A 16,299-nucleotide genomic window follows, 5' to 3' on the forward strand; every position below is an offset into this window, starting at 1 on the left:
AGACCACCTCAGACCCCGTAGCGGGCCAGGAAGGTGTCTACCGCACCTTTGGTGACCCGCTCCCGATCTGCCTCGTTGAAATCCGTATCGATATTGAACATCAGGCGCGGAAACAGATCCGCCTTGCACAGCTCGGCCAGTTGGTCCGCCGCCAGATCGAAATCATCAATTCTCAGCTCACCCCGCGCGGTGGCTTGCTCCAGGTACTCCCTGATCCGCGCCCGGACCACCATTGGGCCGCTTTCATAAAACTGACGCCCGAGATCGGGAAACCGTTCCGCCTCGGCAACGCAGATGCGGAACATCTTTTGCCCGAAATCAGACAAAATCACATTCAGGATATGGCGCGCGGCGACCTGCAGAACCTGTTGCGGCGAACAGCTGGTCTCGATCAGGTCCACCGTAGCGCAGGCCTGGCGGTCACACTCATGCCGCGCCACCTCCATGAACAGCAAACGTTTGTCGGGGAAATAGCTGTATAATGTCGCCTTGGACACGCCAGCAGCACGGGCAATATCATCGACACTGGCACCTTCGAACCCATCCGCCATAAACACGTCGCGTGCGCCTTCCAGCACCTGATCAAATTTGCGGCCGGTCCGCAGAATGGTGGCAGGCTGGTTCATCAAGGTTCCTTTGGGGCACAGGCCATAGTCTTGGCCATAGTCTTGGCCATAGTCTTGGCCGTCAACTTAGCCCGGCAACGCCGCCTTCAACAACCACCCTCGTGCAGACTTGCAGCTTCCCCCGAAAATGATACTTCTAGAATCATTCTAATTTTGGGGATCGATATGCGATTTTTCTCACACCGAAAGCACTTTTCCGATCTGAGTGAGCAGGAGATCATCGCCCTAGCCATCTCATCTGAGGAAGATGATGCAAGAATTTATCGCGGCTTTGCCGAACGGTTACGCGGTGAATTTCCAGCCACCGCCACGGTGTTCGACGGCATGGCCAGCGAAGAGGACCAGCACCGCGCCTTGTTGATCGCCCTGCATCAGGATCGCTTTGGTGCCACCATTCCCTTGATTCGCCGCGAACATGTGGCAGGGTTTTACGCCCGCCGCCCGGTCTGGCTGCAAAGCACCCTGAGTCTCGAGCGGATGCGGGGCGAAGCCAAGGCGATGGAACGCAACGCCGAGCGATTCTATCTGGCCGCCGCAGGTCGCAGCAAGGATGCCGGTACCCGCAAACTGCTCGGCGATCTCGCGGCCGAAGAGGCCGGGCATCAGGTTGCTGCCGAGGGATTGGAGCAGGCCCACCTGACCGAAGACACATTGGCCCGCGAGGACGATACCGCGCGGCGGCAGTTCATCCTGACCTGGGTGCAACCGGGATTGGCCGGGCTGATGGATGGCTCGGTATCAACACTGGCGCCGATCTTTGCCGTCGCCTTTGCCACCCAGGACACCTGGACCACCTTTCTGGTAGGTATCGCCGCCTCGGTTGGGGCCGGGATTTCGATGGGCTTCACCGAGGCCGCTTCGGATGATGGGGCATTGTCGGGACGTGGCTCTCCGTTCAAACGGGGCATTGCATCCGGGGTGATGACAACGGTCGGCGGCTTGGGTCACGCGCTGCCCTATTTGATCGCAGATTTCTGGACCGCCACCAGTCTGGCCATTGCGGTAGTCTTTGTAGAACTTTGGGCCATCGCCTGGATTCAGAACAGGTATATGGAGACCCCGTTCTGGCGCGCCGCCCTGCAGGTGGTACTGGGCGGCGCATTGGTTCTGGGGGCCGGGGTGTTGATCGGCAGTGGCTAGGTCAGCGGAGCCTAAACGCTCCCGCGTTCACCAGTTGTGACCTTGGGCATGGCGCCGCGCAAGCGCGGCGCAGCCGGGGCCAGCCCCGGACCCCGAGGTATTTTCGACAAGAAGAAATGATGCCGCCGAGATGTTACTGTGCGGTCCTTGCAAGACAGTGCGACATTGACCCGCCATGCGTAAGCATGGCGCCGGGCCCAACGGGAGGAGCGTCTCCGCCAGGAGACCGACGACGGGCGGGAGCGCCGAGAGCAAACAACCTTGATAGAGGGTCGAATTGATCTATGCCTTTGCATCGCGGCGCGATAGCACTGGGCCTATGATAGACATCTTCTTTAGAACACTGCCCTTTTTTGCCATTATCGGTCTCGGATACGGGGCGGGACGGACACGGTTTTTCAACGCCGAGGCGACCGCCTATCTGACCAAATTTGTATTCTATTTCGCACTGTCGGCGATGATTTTTCGATTTTCCGCCAACCTGTCCTTTGCCGAGATTTTCGATCCAAGGCTGATCATTGGCTATCTGGCTGGGACCATGGCGGTTTATTTGCTGGTGACGCTGGTCGCCACCCTGCGGGGGTTGGATATGCAGACCGCGGCGGTTGAGGCGCAGTGCGGCGCCATTGGCAATGTTGGGTTTCTCGGCCTGCCGATGATGGTGATCCTGTTTGGAGAGGCCTCGATCGGGCCGATGATGCTGGTGCTCAGCGTCGATCTGGTGGTGTTTTCCTCGTTGATCGTGATCCTGATCAATGCCGGTCGCGGGTCTGGGCTTACCGTGGCGACATTCAGGCTGGTGGCGGCTGGGCTGGTCAAGAACCCGATGATCGTCTCGATCTGTTGCGGGCTGAGCTGGTCAGCTCTGGCCTTGCCAATACCTGCCCCGGTAAATGAGTTCCTGACAATCCTGGGCGGTGCGGCCACTCCGGGGGCGCTGTTTGCTATCGGAGCGTCACTGGCAGCGGCATCAGCAGAGCGGGTGCAGATCGCGGTCTGGCTCAGCTTTGCCAAGCTGGTGGGGCACCCGTTACTGGTCGCAATCGGCGTATTATGGCTGTTGCCGTTGGATGCCTATGCGGCCACCATTGTGATCTCGTCTGCGGCCCTGCCGGTGGCGGGGAATGTCTATATGCTGGCGCAACACTATGGCGTAGCCCCACAACGGGTCTCGGCAACGATTCTGTTTTCCACCATGGCGTCGATCGTCACCGTGCCGATGGTGATCTCCTGGGTTGCCGCCCTGGTGGCGATCCCCTGAGGCAGATCGGCGCGATTCGTCTTTATCCTTCGAAATCGCCGCAATTTCAGACGCGACATGTCCCCTTGCACTAGACCCGCTGCCCGCTGCCGGGTAGCGGTAGGGCGAGCAATCCAGGAGAACTTTATGGAAACCCTGTCGGAAAACAAAGCCTTTGGCGGCACCCAGGGTGTCTATCGACACCCCAGCACCGCAACCAACTGCGATATGAGTTTTGGCCTGTTCCTGCCCGAGGAGGCGCGCGATGGTCCGGTGCCGGTCTTGTGGTATCTGTCGGGGCTGACCTGCACCCATGAAAACGCCATGTCCAAGGCCGGGGCACAAAACTGGGCCGCCGAGCAGGGCATCGCGCTGGTGTTTCCGGATACCAGCCCTCGCGGCGAGGGGGTTGCTGACGACGAGGCCTATGATCTGGGTCAGGGCGCCGGATTTTACGTCAACGCCAGCCAGGCCCCCTGGGCGTCTCATTTCAACATGTGGGACTATCTGGCCGATGAGCTGCCAGCGCTGCTGGGCGAAAAATTCTCTGTTGATCTGGACCGGCAGGCGATCACCGGACATTCGATGGGTGGCCACGGCGCGCTGACGCTGGCGATGGGGCTGCCGGGGCGGTTCCGCTCGGTGTCGGCCTTTGCGCCAATCTGCAACCCAAGTGCCAGCGATTGGGGCCGCAAGCAGCTCTCAGCCTATCTGGGCGAGGATGAGGCCGCTTGGGCCCGCCATGACGCCACCCTGATGATGCGTGAAACCGGGTTTGATGGCCCAATCCTGATCGACACTGGCACCACGGATCAATTCATCGACCTGTTGCAGCCCGAGGCCTTTGCCCAGGCGGTCACAGAGCGGCGGCAAGAGGCGACGCTGCGGCTGCAGCCTGGCTATGACCACAGCTATTTCTTTGTCTCCACCTTCATCGAAGAGCATATCGCTTTTCACGCTGACGCGCTTTATCGGGACTGATCCATGCCACAGTACGACTATGACCTTGTCATCATTGGCTCTGGCCCCTCGGGCCGGACTGCTGCCATTCAGGCAGGCAAGCTGAAACGCCGGGTTCTGGTGATCGACCGCCAAGACCGGCTTGGCGGCGTTTCGGTGCATACCGGCACTGTGCCCTCTAAAACCCTGCGCGAGACTGTGCTGAATCTCAGCGGTTGGCGCGAGCGCAGTTTCTATGGCCGCTCCTACCGGGTGAAGGATCAGATTGCCGCCGAGGACCTGAAGGCACGTCTGCATATGACGCTGGATCACGAGGTGGATGTGCTGGAACACCAGTTCAACCGCAACCATGTAGAATGGCTGCCGGGACTGGCGAAATTCACCGGGCCAAACGAGGTGGAAGTGGCCACCGAGGCCGGAGATATCAGCCGGGTCACTGGCAAGAACTTTCTGATCGCCACTGGCACCCGCACCTATCGTCCCGATGATGTACCGTTCAACGGCAAGACCATTGTCGACGGCGATGAATTCATTGAAATGGCCGAGATCCCCCGCTCGCTGATCGTGGTCGGCGCAGGTGTGATCGGGGTGGAATATGCCACCATGTTCTCGACCCTGGATGTGCGCGTCACCCTGATTGAACCCCGCGACACGTTCCTCGACTTTATCGACAGCACTTTGATTCAGGAATTCACCCATCAGATTCGTGAAAATGGCGTCGACCTGCGCCTTGGCTCTGCCATCGACAAGGTCGAGGATGCCGGCAGTCATGTCGAGGTGACCCTGGACAACGGCCGCCATGTACGCGGTGAAATGCTGCTGTTCGCCGCTGGCCGTATGGGCAATACCCAAGGCCTGAACCTGAAGGCGGTGGGGCTGGAAACCGATCATCGCGGACGGTTGAGCGTTGACCGCAAGACCTATCAGACCGAGGTGCCGCATATCTATGCCACCGGCGATGTGATCGGCCATCCGTCGCTGGCCTCGACCTCGTTGCAGCAGGGTCGCGTTGCCGCCTGTCATGCGCTGGACACCCCGACCCTGCCGGAAAGCCCCTGGTACCCCTATGGCATCTACTCGGTGCCGGAAATGTCCACCTGTGGCATGTCCGAGGAAGAGCTGCAGGAGCGCGGCATCCCCTATGAGGTCGGCGTGGCGCGGTTCCGCGAGACCTCACGCGGGCATATCATGGGGCTGGAACACGGCATGCTGAAGATGCTGATCAGCCTGAAGACCCGCCGGGTTTTGGGGGTGCAGATCGTCGGTGAAGGCGCCACCGAGCTGATCCACATTGGTCAGGCGGTGATGAACCTGCAGGGCACGGTGGACTACTTTGTGCAGAACACCTTCAACTACCCAACCCTGGCCGAGGCCTATAAGGTCGCCGGTCTGGACGCCTTTAACCGGATGCCGATCCCAGAGCAGTTCAAGGTCGCCAAAGCGCCCAAGGCGGCGAACAAACCTGCGGCAGAATCCGACCAGGTCGCCAGCTAATGGCGCTGTATATTGATGCCGATGCCTGCCCGGTCAAGGACGAGGCCGAGCGGGTCACCAGCCGCCACAAGCTAAAGATGTATGTGGTTTCCAACGGTGGATTGCGCCCCTCGCGCAATCCATACGTGGAAAACATCATCGTCGACGCCGGCGCCGATGTGGCCGACATGTGGATCGCCGATCGCTGCGGCAAAGGCGATGTGGTGGTGACTGGGGACATTCCGCTGGCCGCCAAATGCATCGCGACCGGTGCGCGGGTGCTGCGCCACAACGGCGAGGCCTTCTCCGAGGCCAATATCGGCCAGCAACTGGCAATGCGCGATCTGATGGCCGATCTGCGTGCTGCCAACCCACTGGGGGCTGGCGGCAGCGGCAAGGGCTTCACCAAGGCCGACCGCTCGCGATTTCTGGAGGCGCTGGAGCGCGAGATACGGGCGGCGGCGCGACAGGTGTAGTCAACTTCAATTGGCACGATTACCAAACCCTATACAGGGACAAACTCAATCCAGCCAAAACGACCCGAAGCCGCAAGAAATGCAGAAAACACAGCTATGGCCGCAAGCCAGTGGACAAAAGCCCTGAGACGTTTTCCCTCAACTGGAAACCAGCGAAATTTACGCAGCCATCCAATCACTATATCCATAATCATTAGAACCAAGATGAAATGCCGCACAAAAACATACAGGAACAGTACGGTTAACGCGATTGACACAAAACTGTTCTGCGGTATGAACTGCCACGTCGCGTTGTTGGCGCTCGCCGAAAAATTGGTTTCCAAATTCAATCTCCTGAAAATTTATTATCAATAAAACATCGCCAGTTATCCGCCTCAGTGCTTGCCGATAACTGTAAGCTCAATATCAATTGCCCCCCCCCAGATCAACAACCGTTCCAAATCCTTGGCGCAGCCCATTGCCACTCCTCCGGCTTTGCGCCACTGATCACGCAAACACCACGCGAGGGTCAGCATGAGCGCACAGGCTAAGGTCAATATCTGGGGCATTCTGGCCGCTCTGGGGGCGGGTATTTCCTTCTCTATCATCGATACCATCGCCAAATTTCTCTCTGGTGACTACCCGCTGCACGAAATGGTTCTGGTTCGCTCGGTCATAGCGCTGATCGTGCTGCTGGCGGTCATTATGCCGCTTGAGGGCGGCTATCACCTGCTGCGCACCCACCAGCCCCGCCTGCATGTCCTGCGCTGTCTGGCGGTGCTGTTTGCCAATCTCTGTTTCTTCACCGGGCTGGCGCTGATGCCGCTGGCCGAGGCGGTGGCGATTGCCTTTGCCACACCGCTGATTGTCACTGCCCTGTCGGTGATTTTCCTGAAAGAAAAAGTAGGGATCTGGCGCTGGGGAGCGGTGGCGGTGGGGTTCCTGGGCGTGATTGTGATCATGCGTCCAGGCTCTGGCGCCTTTCAGCCCACCGCGATCCTGCCGTTTCTGGGCGCCTGTGGCTATGCCACGCTGCATGTGCTGACCCGGCGCGCAGGCGGCTCCGAGGCCGGCTCAACCCTGGCGTTCTATCCGATGTTTGGCTTTCTTCTGGTCAGCACACTGGTGGGCCTGACATTGGGCGATGGGCGGTTCTCTGACGGCAGCAACCCCGGCATTGATTTCATCCTGCGCGCCTGGATCTGGCCCGCACCGCAGGACTGGCCGCTGTTCATCGGCCTGGGCGTTGCCGCGTCGTTTGGCGGCTATCTGGTCGGTCAGGCCTACCGGCTGTGCGAGGCAGGGCTGGTGGCGCCGTTTGAATATATCGCGATGCCAATGGCGGTGCTCTGGGGGGTCATGGTGTTCAATGAGTGGCCAGAACCGCCAGTTTGGCTGGGCAGTGGCTTGATCATTGGCTCGGGACTTGTTTCAGTCTGGCGTGAGACCCGTCTCCATCGCCCGCCCAGCCGCCCCCGGCCCCGCGCCAACGGATAGAAAGGATACTTTCATGGCCATTAAAGCAGTGGTATTTGACATCGGAAATGTGCTGATAGAATGGCACCCTGAACGGTTCTATGACGCCCAGATCGGCCCGAACCGTCGCCGTGCCCTGTTTGCCGAGGTAGATCTGCATGGCATGAACCTGAATGTTGATCGCGGCCACGATTGGCGCAACTCTGTCTACGAACTGGCCGAAAAACACCCTGAATGGCAGGATGAGATTCGCCTGTGGCACGACAGTTGGCTGCAAATGGCGGCACCAGAAATTCCCCACTCCACCCGGCTGCTCAGGGCACTCAAAGCCAATGGCACTCCGGTTTTTGCGCTCAGCAACTTTGGCATTGGGACCTTTGAACTGGCCTGCAAGGCCTACCCTGTGCTGACTGAATTCGACCGCAGCTTTGTCTCGGGCTACATGCAGGTGATCAAGCCCGATGCCGAGATCTATGCCCGGGTTGAGGCCGATTGCGGCCACCAGCCCGCCAATCTGTTGTTCGCCGACGACCGGCCAGAAAACATCAAAGCCGCCGCGGTTCGTGGCTGGCAAACCCATCTCTTCACCTCACCTCTGGACTGGGCCGAACGGCTTGTCTCCGAGGCGCTACTGACCAAGGAGCAGGCCACATGAGTATTCCAATCATTGGATTTGAAGAGGGCAATGCGCTGCTGGATTGGATCGACTTCACCCAGGCGCTGGCCCGCGGGCATGATCTGCCCAAAGCCGAGATCGGCGATACCTTTCTGTACCGCTCGCCTGATACGCTGCTGTCGCGCTCCGCCTGGATCGGTGGGCTGGGGCTGGCGGTCAAAACCGCCACAATCTTTCCCGGCAACCCAAAAGCGGGCAAGCCGATGGTCAACGGATCCGTCAGCCTATATGCCGACAGTGACGGCCAGCTTGAGGCGCTGGTGGATTTCCATTTGGTGACCAAATGGAAGACCGCCGGTGACAGCCTGCTGGGAGCCTTGCGACTGGCCAACCCGGATGCGACAGAGGTGCTGATTGTCGGCGCCGGAACGGTCGGCGGATCGCTGATCGACGCCTTCTCGGCCGGCTTCCCCAAGGCACAAATCCGGGTCTGGAACCGCACCCTGCCCAAGGCCGCCGATCTGGTGGCCAGCCGCCCCGGCACCCGGGTTGCGCCGGATCTGGAAACTGCGGTGCGCGCCGCCGATATCATCGTCACCGCCACCATGTCATCAACCCCGGTGATCAAAGGCGACTGGTTGCACCCCGGCCAGCACCTGAACTTGATCGGCGCCTATCGGCCGGATATGCGAGAAGCAGATGACACCGCACTGACCCGCTCGCAGATCTACACCGACAGCTGCAACACAACTCTGGATCATATCGGAGAGTTCATGATCCCCCTGGCAGCAGGGGTGATCCAGCGCCGCGATGTGCTGGCCGATTTCTATGAGTTGGATCGCTTTTCCAAATTCGATCCAAGCCAGATCACCCTGTTCAAAAATGGCGGTGGCGCACATCTGGATCTGATCACCAGCCATCACATTCTGCAAAAATGGCAGGCCAGCGCACGAGGCTAACCTGACGGGCATCACAACAGGTGATCTCCCGCCCGTTGTCAGGCATCTATATCTAGATGTCCTCCTCCCGTTGGGCCCGGCGCCACGCAAAGGCGTGGCGCGCCCGCTCTCCACAGCCCGTTCGGCCTTAATATCTTTCTCATTGTCAATAAATACCTAGGGGTCCGGGGCTAGCCCCGGAAACGCCGCATCGCGGCGCCATGCCCAAGCCCGCAGGGGTCATTGGCAAAGCCAATGAGCCGAGTGGGCGCGGGAGCATTTCGGCCACACGGAAAATCACTGCTCTGAATTCCAAACGGCCCTAGAGTTAGGCCCCTAGGCCGTTGCCGCTGGCAACGCCTTCTCCCTTGGGGTCTCCCGAATGGGCAGATGCACCACCGCACTGAAGGCGCCGATGCCAACACCAATCCACCAGACCAGAGTGTAATCACCGTACATATCATACATCCGGCCACCCAGCCAAACCCCAAGGAAGCTGCCCAGTTGGTGGCTAAAGAAAACGATGCCATACAGCGTACCCATATAGCGCAGACCATAAAGATGCGCGACCAGACCCGAGGTCAGCGGCACTGTTGCCAGCCACAGCGATCCCATCACCACCGAGAATACAATCACCGACATCGGGGTGATCGGCATCATGATGAACAAGGCCGCCGCAATGGTCCGCCCGGTATAAATCCCTGCCAGCAGGTACTTCTTTGAATAACGATTACCCGCCCAGCCTGCCAGCAGCGTGCCGCCAACATTGGCCGCGCCGATCAGCGCGATCGCCACAGCCCCCAACGACGAAGTTGTGGTGATCCCCAGACTGTGCAGCGCCCCGCCGGGCAGGATCGGGCCGCACATCTCGGTGATAAAGGCCGGAAAATGCGCAGTAACAAAGGCCAGCTGATAGCCGCAGCTGAAGAAACCCAGAAAAATCATCGTATAAGACGGATCCTTGAAAGCCTTGATCAGGATCTGGCCCATACTCTCTTCCAGCTCGAGCTTTGTGGCGGTAACGGGGGACCGCATCAGCGGCAGGGTCAGGATCAGCGCCAGAACAACCGCGGCAAAGATCATGAACACCTGCTGCCAGCTGATGAAACTCAGCATCCATTGGGCCGTTGGAGCGCCAATGATCTGACCGCCGGATCCGGCGGCGGTGACAATGGCCAGTGACATCGAGCGGTTGGCATCCGAGCTGGCTCGTCCGACCACAGCCAGAATAACCCCGAACCCGGTGCCGGCGATGCCAAAACCCACCAGCCATTCATAAGCCTGCATTTCAAACGCCGTGCTGGATCCTGCGCTGAGCACCAGGCCAGCAGCATAGATCAGCGCCCCCAGCACAATTGCTTTGCGGTCGCCGATCTTCTCGGCCAGAGCGCCAAACAGCGGCTGACCAATGCCCCAGGCCAGATTTTGGATCGCAATGGCCAGCGAAAACTCGCTGCGCGCCCAGTTGAATTCCTCGGCAATCGGGATCTGGAACACGCCAAAGGACGCCCGCACCGCGAAGCTGACCATGATGATCACACATCCGACGATCAGAACCGGGGTAAAAAGGGATGGCTGGCGCGGCATAAGTGAGCTCCTGATATGCATCCCGAGACCTTACCGGCAACGAATCCAGCTCTCAAATCAGGATTTTTGTGACGTCACATCAGAATATTTGATGTGAGCCGCAGTGCGGCGCTGATCGGCAGTGCTTTTCAACCTTTCCGAGCCGGGTTATGGCTGGCACATGACCAATTTAGCCACTGTATACCGCGACAAGATCGCCAAGGGTGAGTTGCAGCCGGATCCGGCGCAACAGGCCGTGCTGCCGCTGTTCGACCGGATCAGCACCGGCCTGCGCGCCGCCCCCGTAAGACGCGGCTTGTTTCGTAAAAAACTACCGCCTGCGCCGAGGGGCCTGTATCTTTGGGGCGGGGTTGGCCGCGGCAAGTCCATGTTGATGGATCTGTTTGTCGACAGCCTGGATGACATCCCGGTACGCCGGGTGCATTTCCACGCCTTCATGCAGGAAATCCATGCCGCCATGCATCAGGCGCGCCAGGACGGGGTCGAGGACGCGCTGGCACCGGTTGCCGCAGGGATTGTCGCCTCGGTGCGGCTGCTGGCCTTTGATGAGATGCAGATCAGCGATATCACAGATGCGATGATCGTCGGGCGGCTGTTTGAGGCGCTGTTTGAGGCCGGGGTGGTGGTGGTCACCACCTCTAACCGGATGCCGGGTGATCTGTACAAGGACGGGCTGAACCGACAGTTGTTCCTGCCGTTCATTGATCTCATCAAAGATAAGATGGAGCCCTGGGAAATGGTCAGCCCAACTGATTATCGGCAGGACCGGCTGCAGGGGACGCAGGTATATTTTACTCCCAACGGGCCGCAGGCCTCCTCTGCGATTCAGACAATCTGGCAGGATCTTTCCGGTGGTACCGCGCAGCCGCTTGCTTTGCAGGTCAAAGGCCGCGAGGTCGTCCTGCCGGGTTTTCGTAATGGGGTGGCGCGGGCGACGTTTTACGACCTCTGTGGCAAGATGCTGGGGCCCGGGGACTATCTGGCCATCGCGGCTGAGGTGAAGGTGTTGATACTGGAAGACATCCCCAGCCTGTCGCGCAGTAACTTCAATGAAGCCAAACGGTTTGTGACCCTGATCGACTCGCTGTACGAGGCGCAGGTACGGCTGATCTGTTCAGCAGCAGCGCAACCGGAGATGCTGTATCTGGAGGGCGAAGGCACGTTTGAATTTGCCCGCACCGCCAGCCGATTGCGCGAGATGCAGAGTGAGGACTGGGGGCAGTCGGGTTGAAACGCGGATGCTGGCCACAGGATAGATTTGGGGCGCCGCCTGTAGGTTAGATCAGGGGGCGCCGCCCACAGTATGGACTTAGGGGGCGCCGCCCACAGGTTAGGTTAGGGGGCGCCGCCCACAGGTTAGGTTAGGGGGCTCCGCCCCCGGCGCGGCAAGCCGCGCCTCCCCCGGGATATTTATGGCCAGATGAAGAGCGGGCGCGCCAGTTTTTGGTCAGCCGTTTTCGCGCAGGATGGCACCGGCCAGATAGAGCGAGCCGCAGATCAGAACCCGGGCCTGTGGGTCCTGATTGATGATAGCTGCCAAGCCAGCAGCGGCGGAGGTTGCGGTGGTGGTTTTCATCCCCACTTTCGCCGCGGCAACTGAGGTGTCTGCGGCGGCCAAAGTATTGACCTCATTCGGGATTGAGATCGCAGTGAGACTGTTGGCATGTTTGGCCAGCGGCGCCATGTAGCCGGTCACGTCCTTGGTATTCAGCATGCCGCAGATCAGATGAGTGGGGCGCTTGGGCAGATTGGCCAGAACATCCGCCAGAGCCAAGGCAGCGGCGACGTTGTGGCCTCCGTCCAGCCACAGCTCGGCCTCGGGTGCGGATTGCACCAACGGGCCGGTTTTCAGGCGCTGCATTCGGGCGGGCCAGACCGCGTTTGTCATCGCCGCTTCGCAGGCCGTATCATCGGCGCCGAGATGACGCAGGACAGCCAGAGCCGCGCCGGCGTTCTGGATCTGGTGCGCGCCCAGCAGCGCCGGTAACGGCAGGTCCAGCAAGCCGCGCTCATCCTGAAACACCAGGCGCCCGTGTTCCTGGGTGACGTGCCAATGCTGGCCCTGGGCGATCAGCGGCGCGCCAAGCCGGGCCGCGGTGGCCTCGATGACCTCCATCACCTCCGCAGGCTGAGGACCAACGACGCAGGGCACGCCGCGTTTGAGGATGCCTGCTTTCTCGGTGGCGATCTTGCTCAGAGTATCGCCGAGGAATTGTTCATGGTCGATCGAGATTGGTGTAATGACCGTCAGTTCCGGTGCTGCAATCACATTGGTGGCGTCCAACCGGCCGCCCAGGCCAACCTCAAGCAAGGTGTAATCCGCCGGGGTGCGGGCAAAGGCCAATAGGCCGGCCACGGTGGTGATCTCAAAATAGGTGATGGTTTCACCACCGTTCTTTTCATAACATTCGTCCAGAATCTCGGTCAGATGCGCCTCGGTTATCAACTCACCAGCCAGCCGGATCCGTTCGTGAAACCGGGCCAGATGCGGCGAGGTATAGGCATGGGCGGACTTCCCCATGCCCTCGATCCCGGCGCGGATCATCGCCTGTGTCGAGCCCTTACCGTTGGTGCCAGCCAGATGGATGACGGGTGGCAGCCTATCCTGCGGATTGTCCAGCGCCGCCAGCAGCCGCCAGACCCGGCCCAGCGTCAGGTCCATCAGTTTGGGGTGCAGCGCCATCATGCGGGTCAGGATGGTATCAGAGGAGGCTTGGGTCATTGGAGGCAAATCCCTGTGACAGGTCGCTTACGGAAAAACCGCCCACCGTTTCGGGCAGGCGGCAAAACAAGGCGGCTATGTGCGCATGAAAGTCTGAGTAACGCCGCTAAGGTGCGGCGGCTTCGGTTTTTGCGGCGTCCCGGGTGTCACTTCCGGCGTCCGGGGTTGCCTCGTCCAACTTGTCCGGGGCCGGCAGATCGCCAACGATCTGCGGCGACAGGCCCATCAGCATGCGGATAATTGTGATCAGCTCTTTGCGCAGATCGGTGCGCTTGGTGACCCGGTCCAGAATGCCGTGATCCAGCAGATATTCAGCCCGCTGGAACCCTTCGGGCAGTTTTTCACGGATGGTCTGTTCGATCACCCGGGCGCCGGCAAAGCCGATCAGCGCATTGGGTTCGGCGATATGGACATCCCCCAGCATTGCATAAGACGCGGTGACGCCGCCGGTGGTCGGGTGAGTGAGCACGACGATATAAGGCAAGCCCGCCTGTTTCAGCATCTGCACCGCAATGGTCGTCCGCGGCATTTGCATCAGACCCAGGATACCCTCTTGCATCCGGGCGCCGCCAGCGGCGGAAAACAGCACCAAGGGCCGCTTCAACTCAACCGCCCGCTCGGCTGCCGCAAGAATGGCGTTGCCGACATACATGCTCATCGAGCCGCCCATGAACGAAAAGTCCTGCGCCGCGGCAACAATTGGAGTGCGGCCCATTTCGCCTTCGGCGATCAGCATCGCTTCGCCTTCGCCAGTCTTTTTCTGTGCCGCCTTCAGCCGGTCCGGATATCGTTTCTGGTCGCGGAATTTCAGCGGGTCGGCGACCGGCATCGGCACCTCGATTTCGGTGAATATGCCACCGTCGAACAGCGCATCAAAGCGCGCCCGAGGGGTGATCGCCATGTGGTGATCACAGTTGGTGCAGACATTCAGATTGTCGCTCAACTCGCGGTGAAACAGCATGGTGCCGCACTCGGAGCATTTCTGCCACAGGTTCTCGGGGACTTCGCGGCGCGAGAAGATCGAATTGATCCGCGGCCGGACGTAGTTGGTAATCCAGTTCATAGCAGGCCTCTGCTGGGGCAGTTTGACCTCCCAGATAAGGCCACACGACGGCAATTGCAATCAGCGGCGTATCGCAAGGCGCGCCACCAGCCAGCCGATGACCATCAGGGCAAAGTCCACCGCCAGCCAGGGCCGCAATGCCGCGGCGTCCGACATCTCATATGGCAGCAGATAAAGCGCCAGACTGTTGAGACTGCTGGGCGAGGCAAAAAGCAATAATGCGGTGAAGTTATTGAAGAAATGCACCGCGACTGCCGGGCCTATGGTGCCGGCACGGGCGGTGAGGTCAGCCATCAGAATGCCAAACACCCCCGCCCAAATGGCAATCAGAACCGCATTTTCCCCGGCTTCGGCAGGCAAATAATGGCCCAGAGCAAACAGCAGTGACGGCACGACCAGCCAGATCAGCGGCTGACGGTAACGCGCCGCCAGCCCTTGCTGAAGATAGCCGCGAAACAGGATTTCCTCGGCTCCGGTCTGCACCAACAGCGCCGCGGCGGACAGCGGCAACAGGGCCAGCCAGGTCAGCACCGGCAGATTGGCAACCATCGGCGCCCCCATCTGGTACGGCGGCAACAGCAGCAGCGCCCCGGCCAGCGCCATGAGATACAGGCTGACCTGTGCGAATTGCCGGGCCATCGCCCGAGGTGAGCCGGTGATACTGAATAAGGAACGTCTCTGCATGAGCCAGGCCGCCACAGTGACGCCAACGATGACAAAGCCAAATCCCCCCAGCAGCGCCAGCATGGCAGGCGGATTCGATCCGTCCTGCAACCCAGCCAGCCAGGGGCCGGGAAACAGGCTGGCCAAAAGGCTATAGGCCAATGAGTACAGCAGAAACCCAACCCCGATGATCACCAGCAGCCCAAGGATCAGCCGCCACAGCTGAGCCCGGTTGCGGGCGCCGGACACCAGCGCCTCTTGGGCGGCGTAGCGGCGGTTATCTGGCATATGTGCGGCGCCGGTCCACGGGCGGAGTGCAGGTCATCACCGATCCAGTTGCGGCATGGTCGGGCGCGTTTGTAAGGATTTTCATGCTGAACGGTAGGCAGGATTAGCCGCAAAGACAAGTTGGCGGGTGGGGCAGCGCGGCCGCAGCGGCTTTCGGTCTCAGCGGAGCGGTGGCGCAAATCCCTGACCCCAGTTAAGAAAGCGAATTGCCGGCTTGGTTAACAAGCGTTACATTGCGGGCAATCAACAGGGCAAAACGTCCGCTGATCTATTTGAGGGCACTATGGGCAGGATACTGGACCGACTGTTTCACCACCGTGCCTTGAGCCATTGGCGCCAGAATGCCCGGCAGGCAGAGCTTGCTCCGTTGAGTGAGCTGAGAGCGCAACGCAATCGGGCGCGTCAATTGCGCGCCCATCTGGATCGTTTGATCCATGTGGCCGAAGGACGGTTGGCGCTGCCGCAGATCGGATCCTCCTTTTTCCCCAAACCCCATGGCACCGACTGGTCCTGGCGCCCCGCTCTGTGGCGTGGCCCGCTGGCTGAACCTGGCCTGTCTTCCGCCGCCTCCAAATCCAAGCTGGGCGACGAGGTACAGCTGTTCCACGACTGCACCTATTCTGAGCTGACCCTGCGCCAGCTGCGCAACACACGGGAACAGGATCTGGCCCCTTTTGGCCTGCGAATGGATGTGTTCCAGTTTGACGGGTCGTTTCTGTCACTGGTGATCGAGCTGCCTCCCGAGGCCGCCGAGGGCATGACGCGCCAGCATCTGCTGCGGGTCGACAGCATTATCGAGACCGAAAAACCGCAGGAAATCTTTGTCCGCCTAAACATCAAACATGGCCCCAACACCGAACAGCTGGTGCGTGAGTTGCCGCTGGGTGATGCCTCTGCCCTGGTCGAATTTGATCTGGCCTATTCCCGCCTCAATGAAAAACGAATTGAAAAAATCTGGCTTGATCTGATTTTTGAAACCCCCGACATGAACCAGGTGATCCTGCGCGATCTCACCTTCTCGCGCCACCACCGCGCCGCTATTTGAGGACCAC

Annotated in this window: 16 protein-coding genes; 10 read left to right on the forward strand and 6 right to left on the reverse strand. The window is 60.1% G+C overall.

What is annotated here, in order from left to right; all coding sequences use genetic code 11:
- Positions 1–8: 8 nt before the first annotated feature.
- Positions 9–626 (reverse strand): TetR/AcrR family transcriptional regulator, encoded by a 618-nt coding sequence (locus QPJ95_RS06800; RefSeq protein ID WP_270917648.1) that lies wholly within the window; start codon positions 624–626, stop codon positions 9–11.
- A 165-nt stretch (positions 627–791) separates the two neighbouring features.
- Between QPJ95_RS06800 and mbfA the strand changes: the two genes are divergently transcribed.
- The 5 genes from mbfA (at position 792) to QPJ95_RS06825 (ending at position 5,915) form a co-directional block, all read left to right on the forward strand.
- Complete coding sequence (gene mbfA, locus QPJ95_RS06805) at positions 792–1,766, forward strand: iron exporter MbfA (protein WP_270917647.1); 975 nt, start codon at positions 792–794, stop codon at positions 1,764–1,766.
- Positions 1,767–2,085: 319 nt separating this feature from the next.
- Positions 2,086–3,027, forward strand: a complete 942-nt coding sequence (locus QPJ95_RS06810) for an AEC family transporter (RefSeq protein ID WP_270917646.1) — start codon at positions 2,086–2,088, stop codon at positions 3,025–3,027.
- Between the two features lie 126 nt (positions 3,028–3,153).
- Positions 3,154–3,987 (forward strand): S-formylglutathione hydrolase, encoded by an 834-nt coding sequence (gene fghA / locus QPJ95_RS06815; protein ID WP_270917645.1) that lies wholly within the window; start codon positions 3,154–3,156, stop codon positions 3,985–3,987.
- A 3-nt stretch (positions 3,988–3,990) separates the two neighbouring features.
- Positions 3,991–5,460 (forward strand): Si-specific NAD(P)(+) transhydrogenase, encoded by a 1,470-nt coding sequence (gene sthA / locus QPJ95_RS06820; RefSeq protein WP_270917644.1) that lies wholly within the window; start codon positions 3,991–3,993, stop codon positions 5,458–5,460.
- Positions 5,460–5,915: a YaiI/YqxD family protein gene (locus QPJ95_RS06825; protein WP_270917643.1), complete on the forward strand. Its 456-nt coding sequence runs from the start codon at positions 5,460–5,462 to the stop codon at positions 5,913–5,915. The genes sthA and QPJ95_RS06825 overlap by 1 nt, the downstream gene beginning before the upstream one ends.
- A 29-nt stretch (positions 5,916–5,944) precedes the next feature.
- On the opposite strand, the gene QPJ95_RS06830 is transcribed toward QPJ95_RS06825, so the two are convergent.
- Positions 5,945–6,238: a hypothetical protein gene (locus QPJ95_RS06830; protein ID WP_270917642.1), complete on the reverse strand. Its 294-nt coding sequence runs from the start codon at positions 6,236–6,238 to the stop codon at positions 5,945–5,947.
- Between the two features lie 190 nt (positions 6,239–6,428).
- Here QPJ95_RS06830 and QPJ95_RS06835 point away from each other — a divergent pair, with 190 nt between their 5' ends.
- From QPJ95_RS06835 to QPJ95_RS06845, 3 genes are read left to right on the forward strand one after another with little or no spacing between them, the layout of a single operon-like run.
- Complete coding sequence (locus QPJ95_RS06835; RefSeq protein WP_270917641.1) at positions 6,429–7,391, forward strand: DMT family transporter; 963 nt, start codon at positions 6,429–6,431, stop codon at positions 7,389–7,391.
- A 13-nt stretch (positions 7,392–7,404) separates the two neighbouring features.
- Positions 7,405–8,025 carry an HAD family hydrolase gene (locus QPJ95_RS06840; protein ID WP_270917640.1) on the forward strand — a complete coding sequence of 207 codons (621 nt, stop codon included), beginning with the start codon at positions 7,405–7,407 and terminating at the stop codon, positions 8,023–8,025.
- A complete protein-coding gene (locus QPJ95_RS06845; protein WP_270917639.1) occupies positions 8,022–8,945 on the forward strand; it encodes an ornithine cyclodeaminase family protein in 924 nt (307 codons plus the stop codon). The genes QPJ95_RS06840 and QPJ95_RS06845 overlap by 4 nt, the downstream gene beginning before the upstream one ends.
- A 315-nt stretch (positions 8,946–9,260) precedes the next feature.
- Here QPJ95_RS06845 and QPJ95_RS06850 read toward each other — a convergent pair whose 3' ends face one another.
- The gene (locus tag QPJ95_RS06850) at positions 9,261–10,511 is read right to left on the reverse strand and encodes an MFS transporter (protein WP_270917638.1); all 1,251 of its coding nucleotides are present in this window, start codon (positions 10,509–10,511) and stop codon (positions 9,261–9,263) included.
- Between the two features lie 160 nt (positions 10,512–10,671).
- Here QPJ95_RS06850 and zapE point away from each other — a divergent pair, with 160 nt between their 5' ends.
- Positions 10,672–11,742, forward strand: a complete 1,071-nt coding sequence (zapE, locus tag QPJ95_RS06855) for a cell division protein ZapE (RefSeq protein ID WP_270917637.1) — start codon at positions 10,672–10,674, stop codon at positions 11,740–11,742.
- 216 nt (positions 11,743–11,958) lie between these two features.
- On the opposite strand, the gene QPJ95_RS06860 is transcribed toward zapE, so the two are convergent.
- The 3 genes from QPJ95_RS06860 to QPJ95_RS06870 all read right to left on the reverse strand — a co-directional run bounded on the left by QPJ95_RS06860 (position 11,959) and on the right by QPJ95_RS06870 (position 15,247).
- Positions 11,959–13,233 carry a bifunctional folylpolyglutamate synthase/dihydrofolate synthase gene (locus QPJ95_RS06860; protein WP_270917636.1) on the reverse strand — a complete coding sequence of 425 codons (1,275 nt, stop codon included), beginning with the start codon at positions 13,231–13,233 and terminating at the stop codon, positions 11,959–11,961.
- A 106-nt stretch (positions 13,234–13,339) separates the two neighbouring features.
- A complete protein-coding gene (gene accD, locus QPJ95_RS06865; protein WP_270917635.1) occupies positions 13,340–14,296 on the reverse strand; it encodes an acetyl-CoA carboxylase, carboxyltransferase subunit beta in 957 nt (318 codons plus the stop codon).
- Positions 14,297–14,356: 60 nt separating this feature from the next.
- Positions 14,357–15,247: a CPBP family intramembrane glutamic endopeptidase gene (locus QPJ95_RS06870; protein ID WP_270917634.1), complete on the reverse strand. Its 891-nt coding sequence runs from the start codon at positions 15,245–15,247 to the stop codon at positions 14,357–14,359.
- Between the two features lie 283 nt (positions 15,248–15,530).
- Here QPJ95_RS06870 and QPJ95_RS06875 point away from each other — a divergent pair, with 283 nt between their 5' ends.
- Positions 15,531–16,292, forward strand: a complete 762-nt coding sequence (locus tag QPJ95_RS06875) for a DUF6478 family protein (protein WP_270917633.1) — start codon at positions 15,531–15,533, stop codon at positions 16,290–16,292.
- The last annotated feature ends 7 nt before the right edge of the window (positions 16,293–16,299 follow it).

It is taken from the genome of Parasedimentitalea psychrophila (assembly GCF_030285785.1).
Taxonomy (GTDB): domain Bacteria; phylum Pseudomonadota; class Alphaproteobacteria; order Rhodobacterales; family Rhodobacteraceae; genus Parasedimentitalea; species Parasedimentitalea psychrophila.

Coding starts and splice junctions, on each gene's coding strand:
- QPJ95_RS06800 (WP_270917648.1), bottom strand. CDS start 626: ATGAACCAGCCTGCCACCATTCTGCGGACCGGCCGCAAATTTGATCAG.
- mbfA (WP_270917647.1), top strand. CDS start 792: ATGCGATTTTTCTCACACCGAAAGCACTTTTCCGATCTGAGTGAGCAG.
- QPJ95_RS06810 (WP_270917646.1), top strand. CDS start 2,086: ATGATAGACATCTTCTTTAGAACACTGCCCTTTTTTGCCATTATCGGT.
- fghA (WP_270917645.1), top strand. CDS start 3,154: ATGGAAACCCTGTCGGAAAACAAAGCCTTTGGCGGCACCCAGGGTGTC.
- sthA (WP_270917644.1), top strand. CDS start 3,991: ATGCCACAGTACGACTATGACCTTGTCATCATTGGCTCTGGCCCCTCG.
- QPJ95_RS06825 (WP_270917643.1), top strand. CDS start 5,460: ATGGCGCTGTATATTGATGCCGATGCCTGCCCGGTCAAGGACGAGGCC.
- QPJ95_RS06835 (WP_270917641.1), top strand. CDS start 6,429: ATGAGCGCACAGGCTAAGGTCAATATCTGGGGCATTCTGGCCGCTCTG.
- QPJ95_RS06840 (WP_270917640.1), top strand. CDS start 7,405: ATGGCCATTAAAGCAGTGGTATTTGACATCGGAAATGTGCTGATAGAA.
- QPJ95_RS06845 (WP_270917639.1), top strand. CDS start 8,022: ATGAGTATTCCAATCATTGGATTTGAAGAGGGCAATGCGCTGCTGGAT.
- QPJ95_RS06850 (WP_270917638.1), bottom strand. CDS start 10,511: ATGCCGCGCCAGCCATCCCTTTTTACCCCGGTTCTGATCGTCGGATGT.
- zapE (WP_270917637.1), top strand. CDS start 10,672: ATGACCAATTTAGCCACTGTATACCGCGACAAGATCGCCAAGGGTGAG.
- QPJ95_RS06860 (WP_270917636.1), bottom strand. CDS start 13,233: ATGACCCAAGCCTCCTCTGATACCATCCTGACCCGCATGATGGCGCTG.
- accD (WP_270917635.1), bottom strand. CDS start 14,296: ATGAACTGGATTACCAACTACGTCCGGCCGCGGATCAATTCGATCTTC.
- QPJ95_RS06870 (WP_270917634.1), bottom strand. CDS start 15,247: ATGCCAGATAACCGCCGCTACGCCGCCCAAGAGGCGCTGGTGTCCGGC.
- QPJ95_RS06875 (WP_270917633.1), top strand. CDS start 15,531: ATGGGCAGGATACTGGACCGACTGTTTCACCACCGTGCCTTGAGCCAT.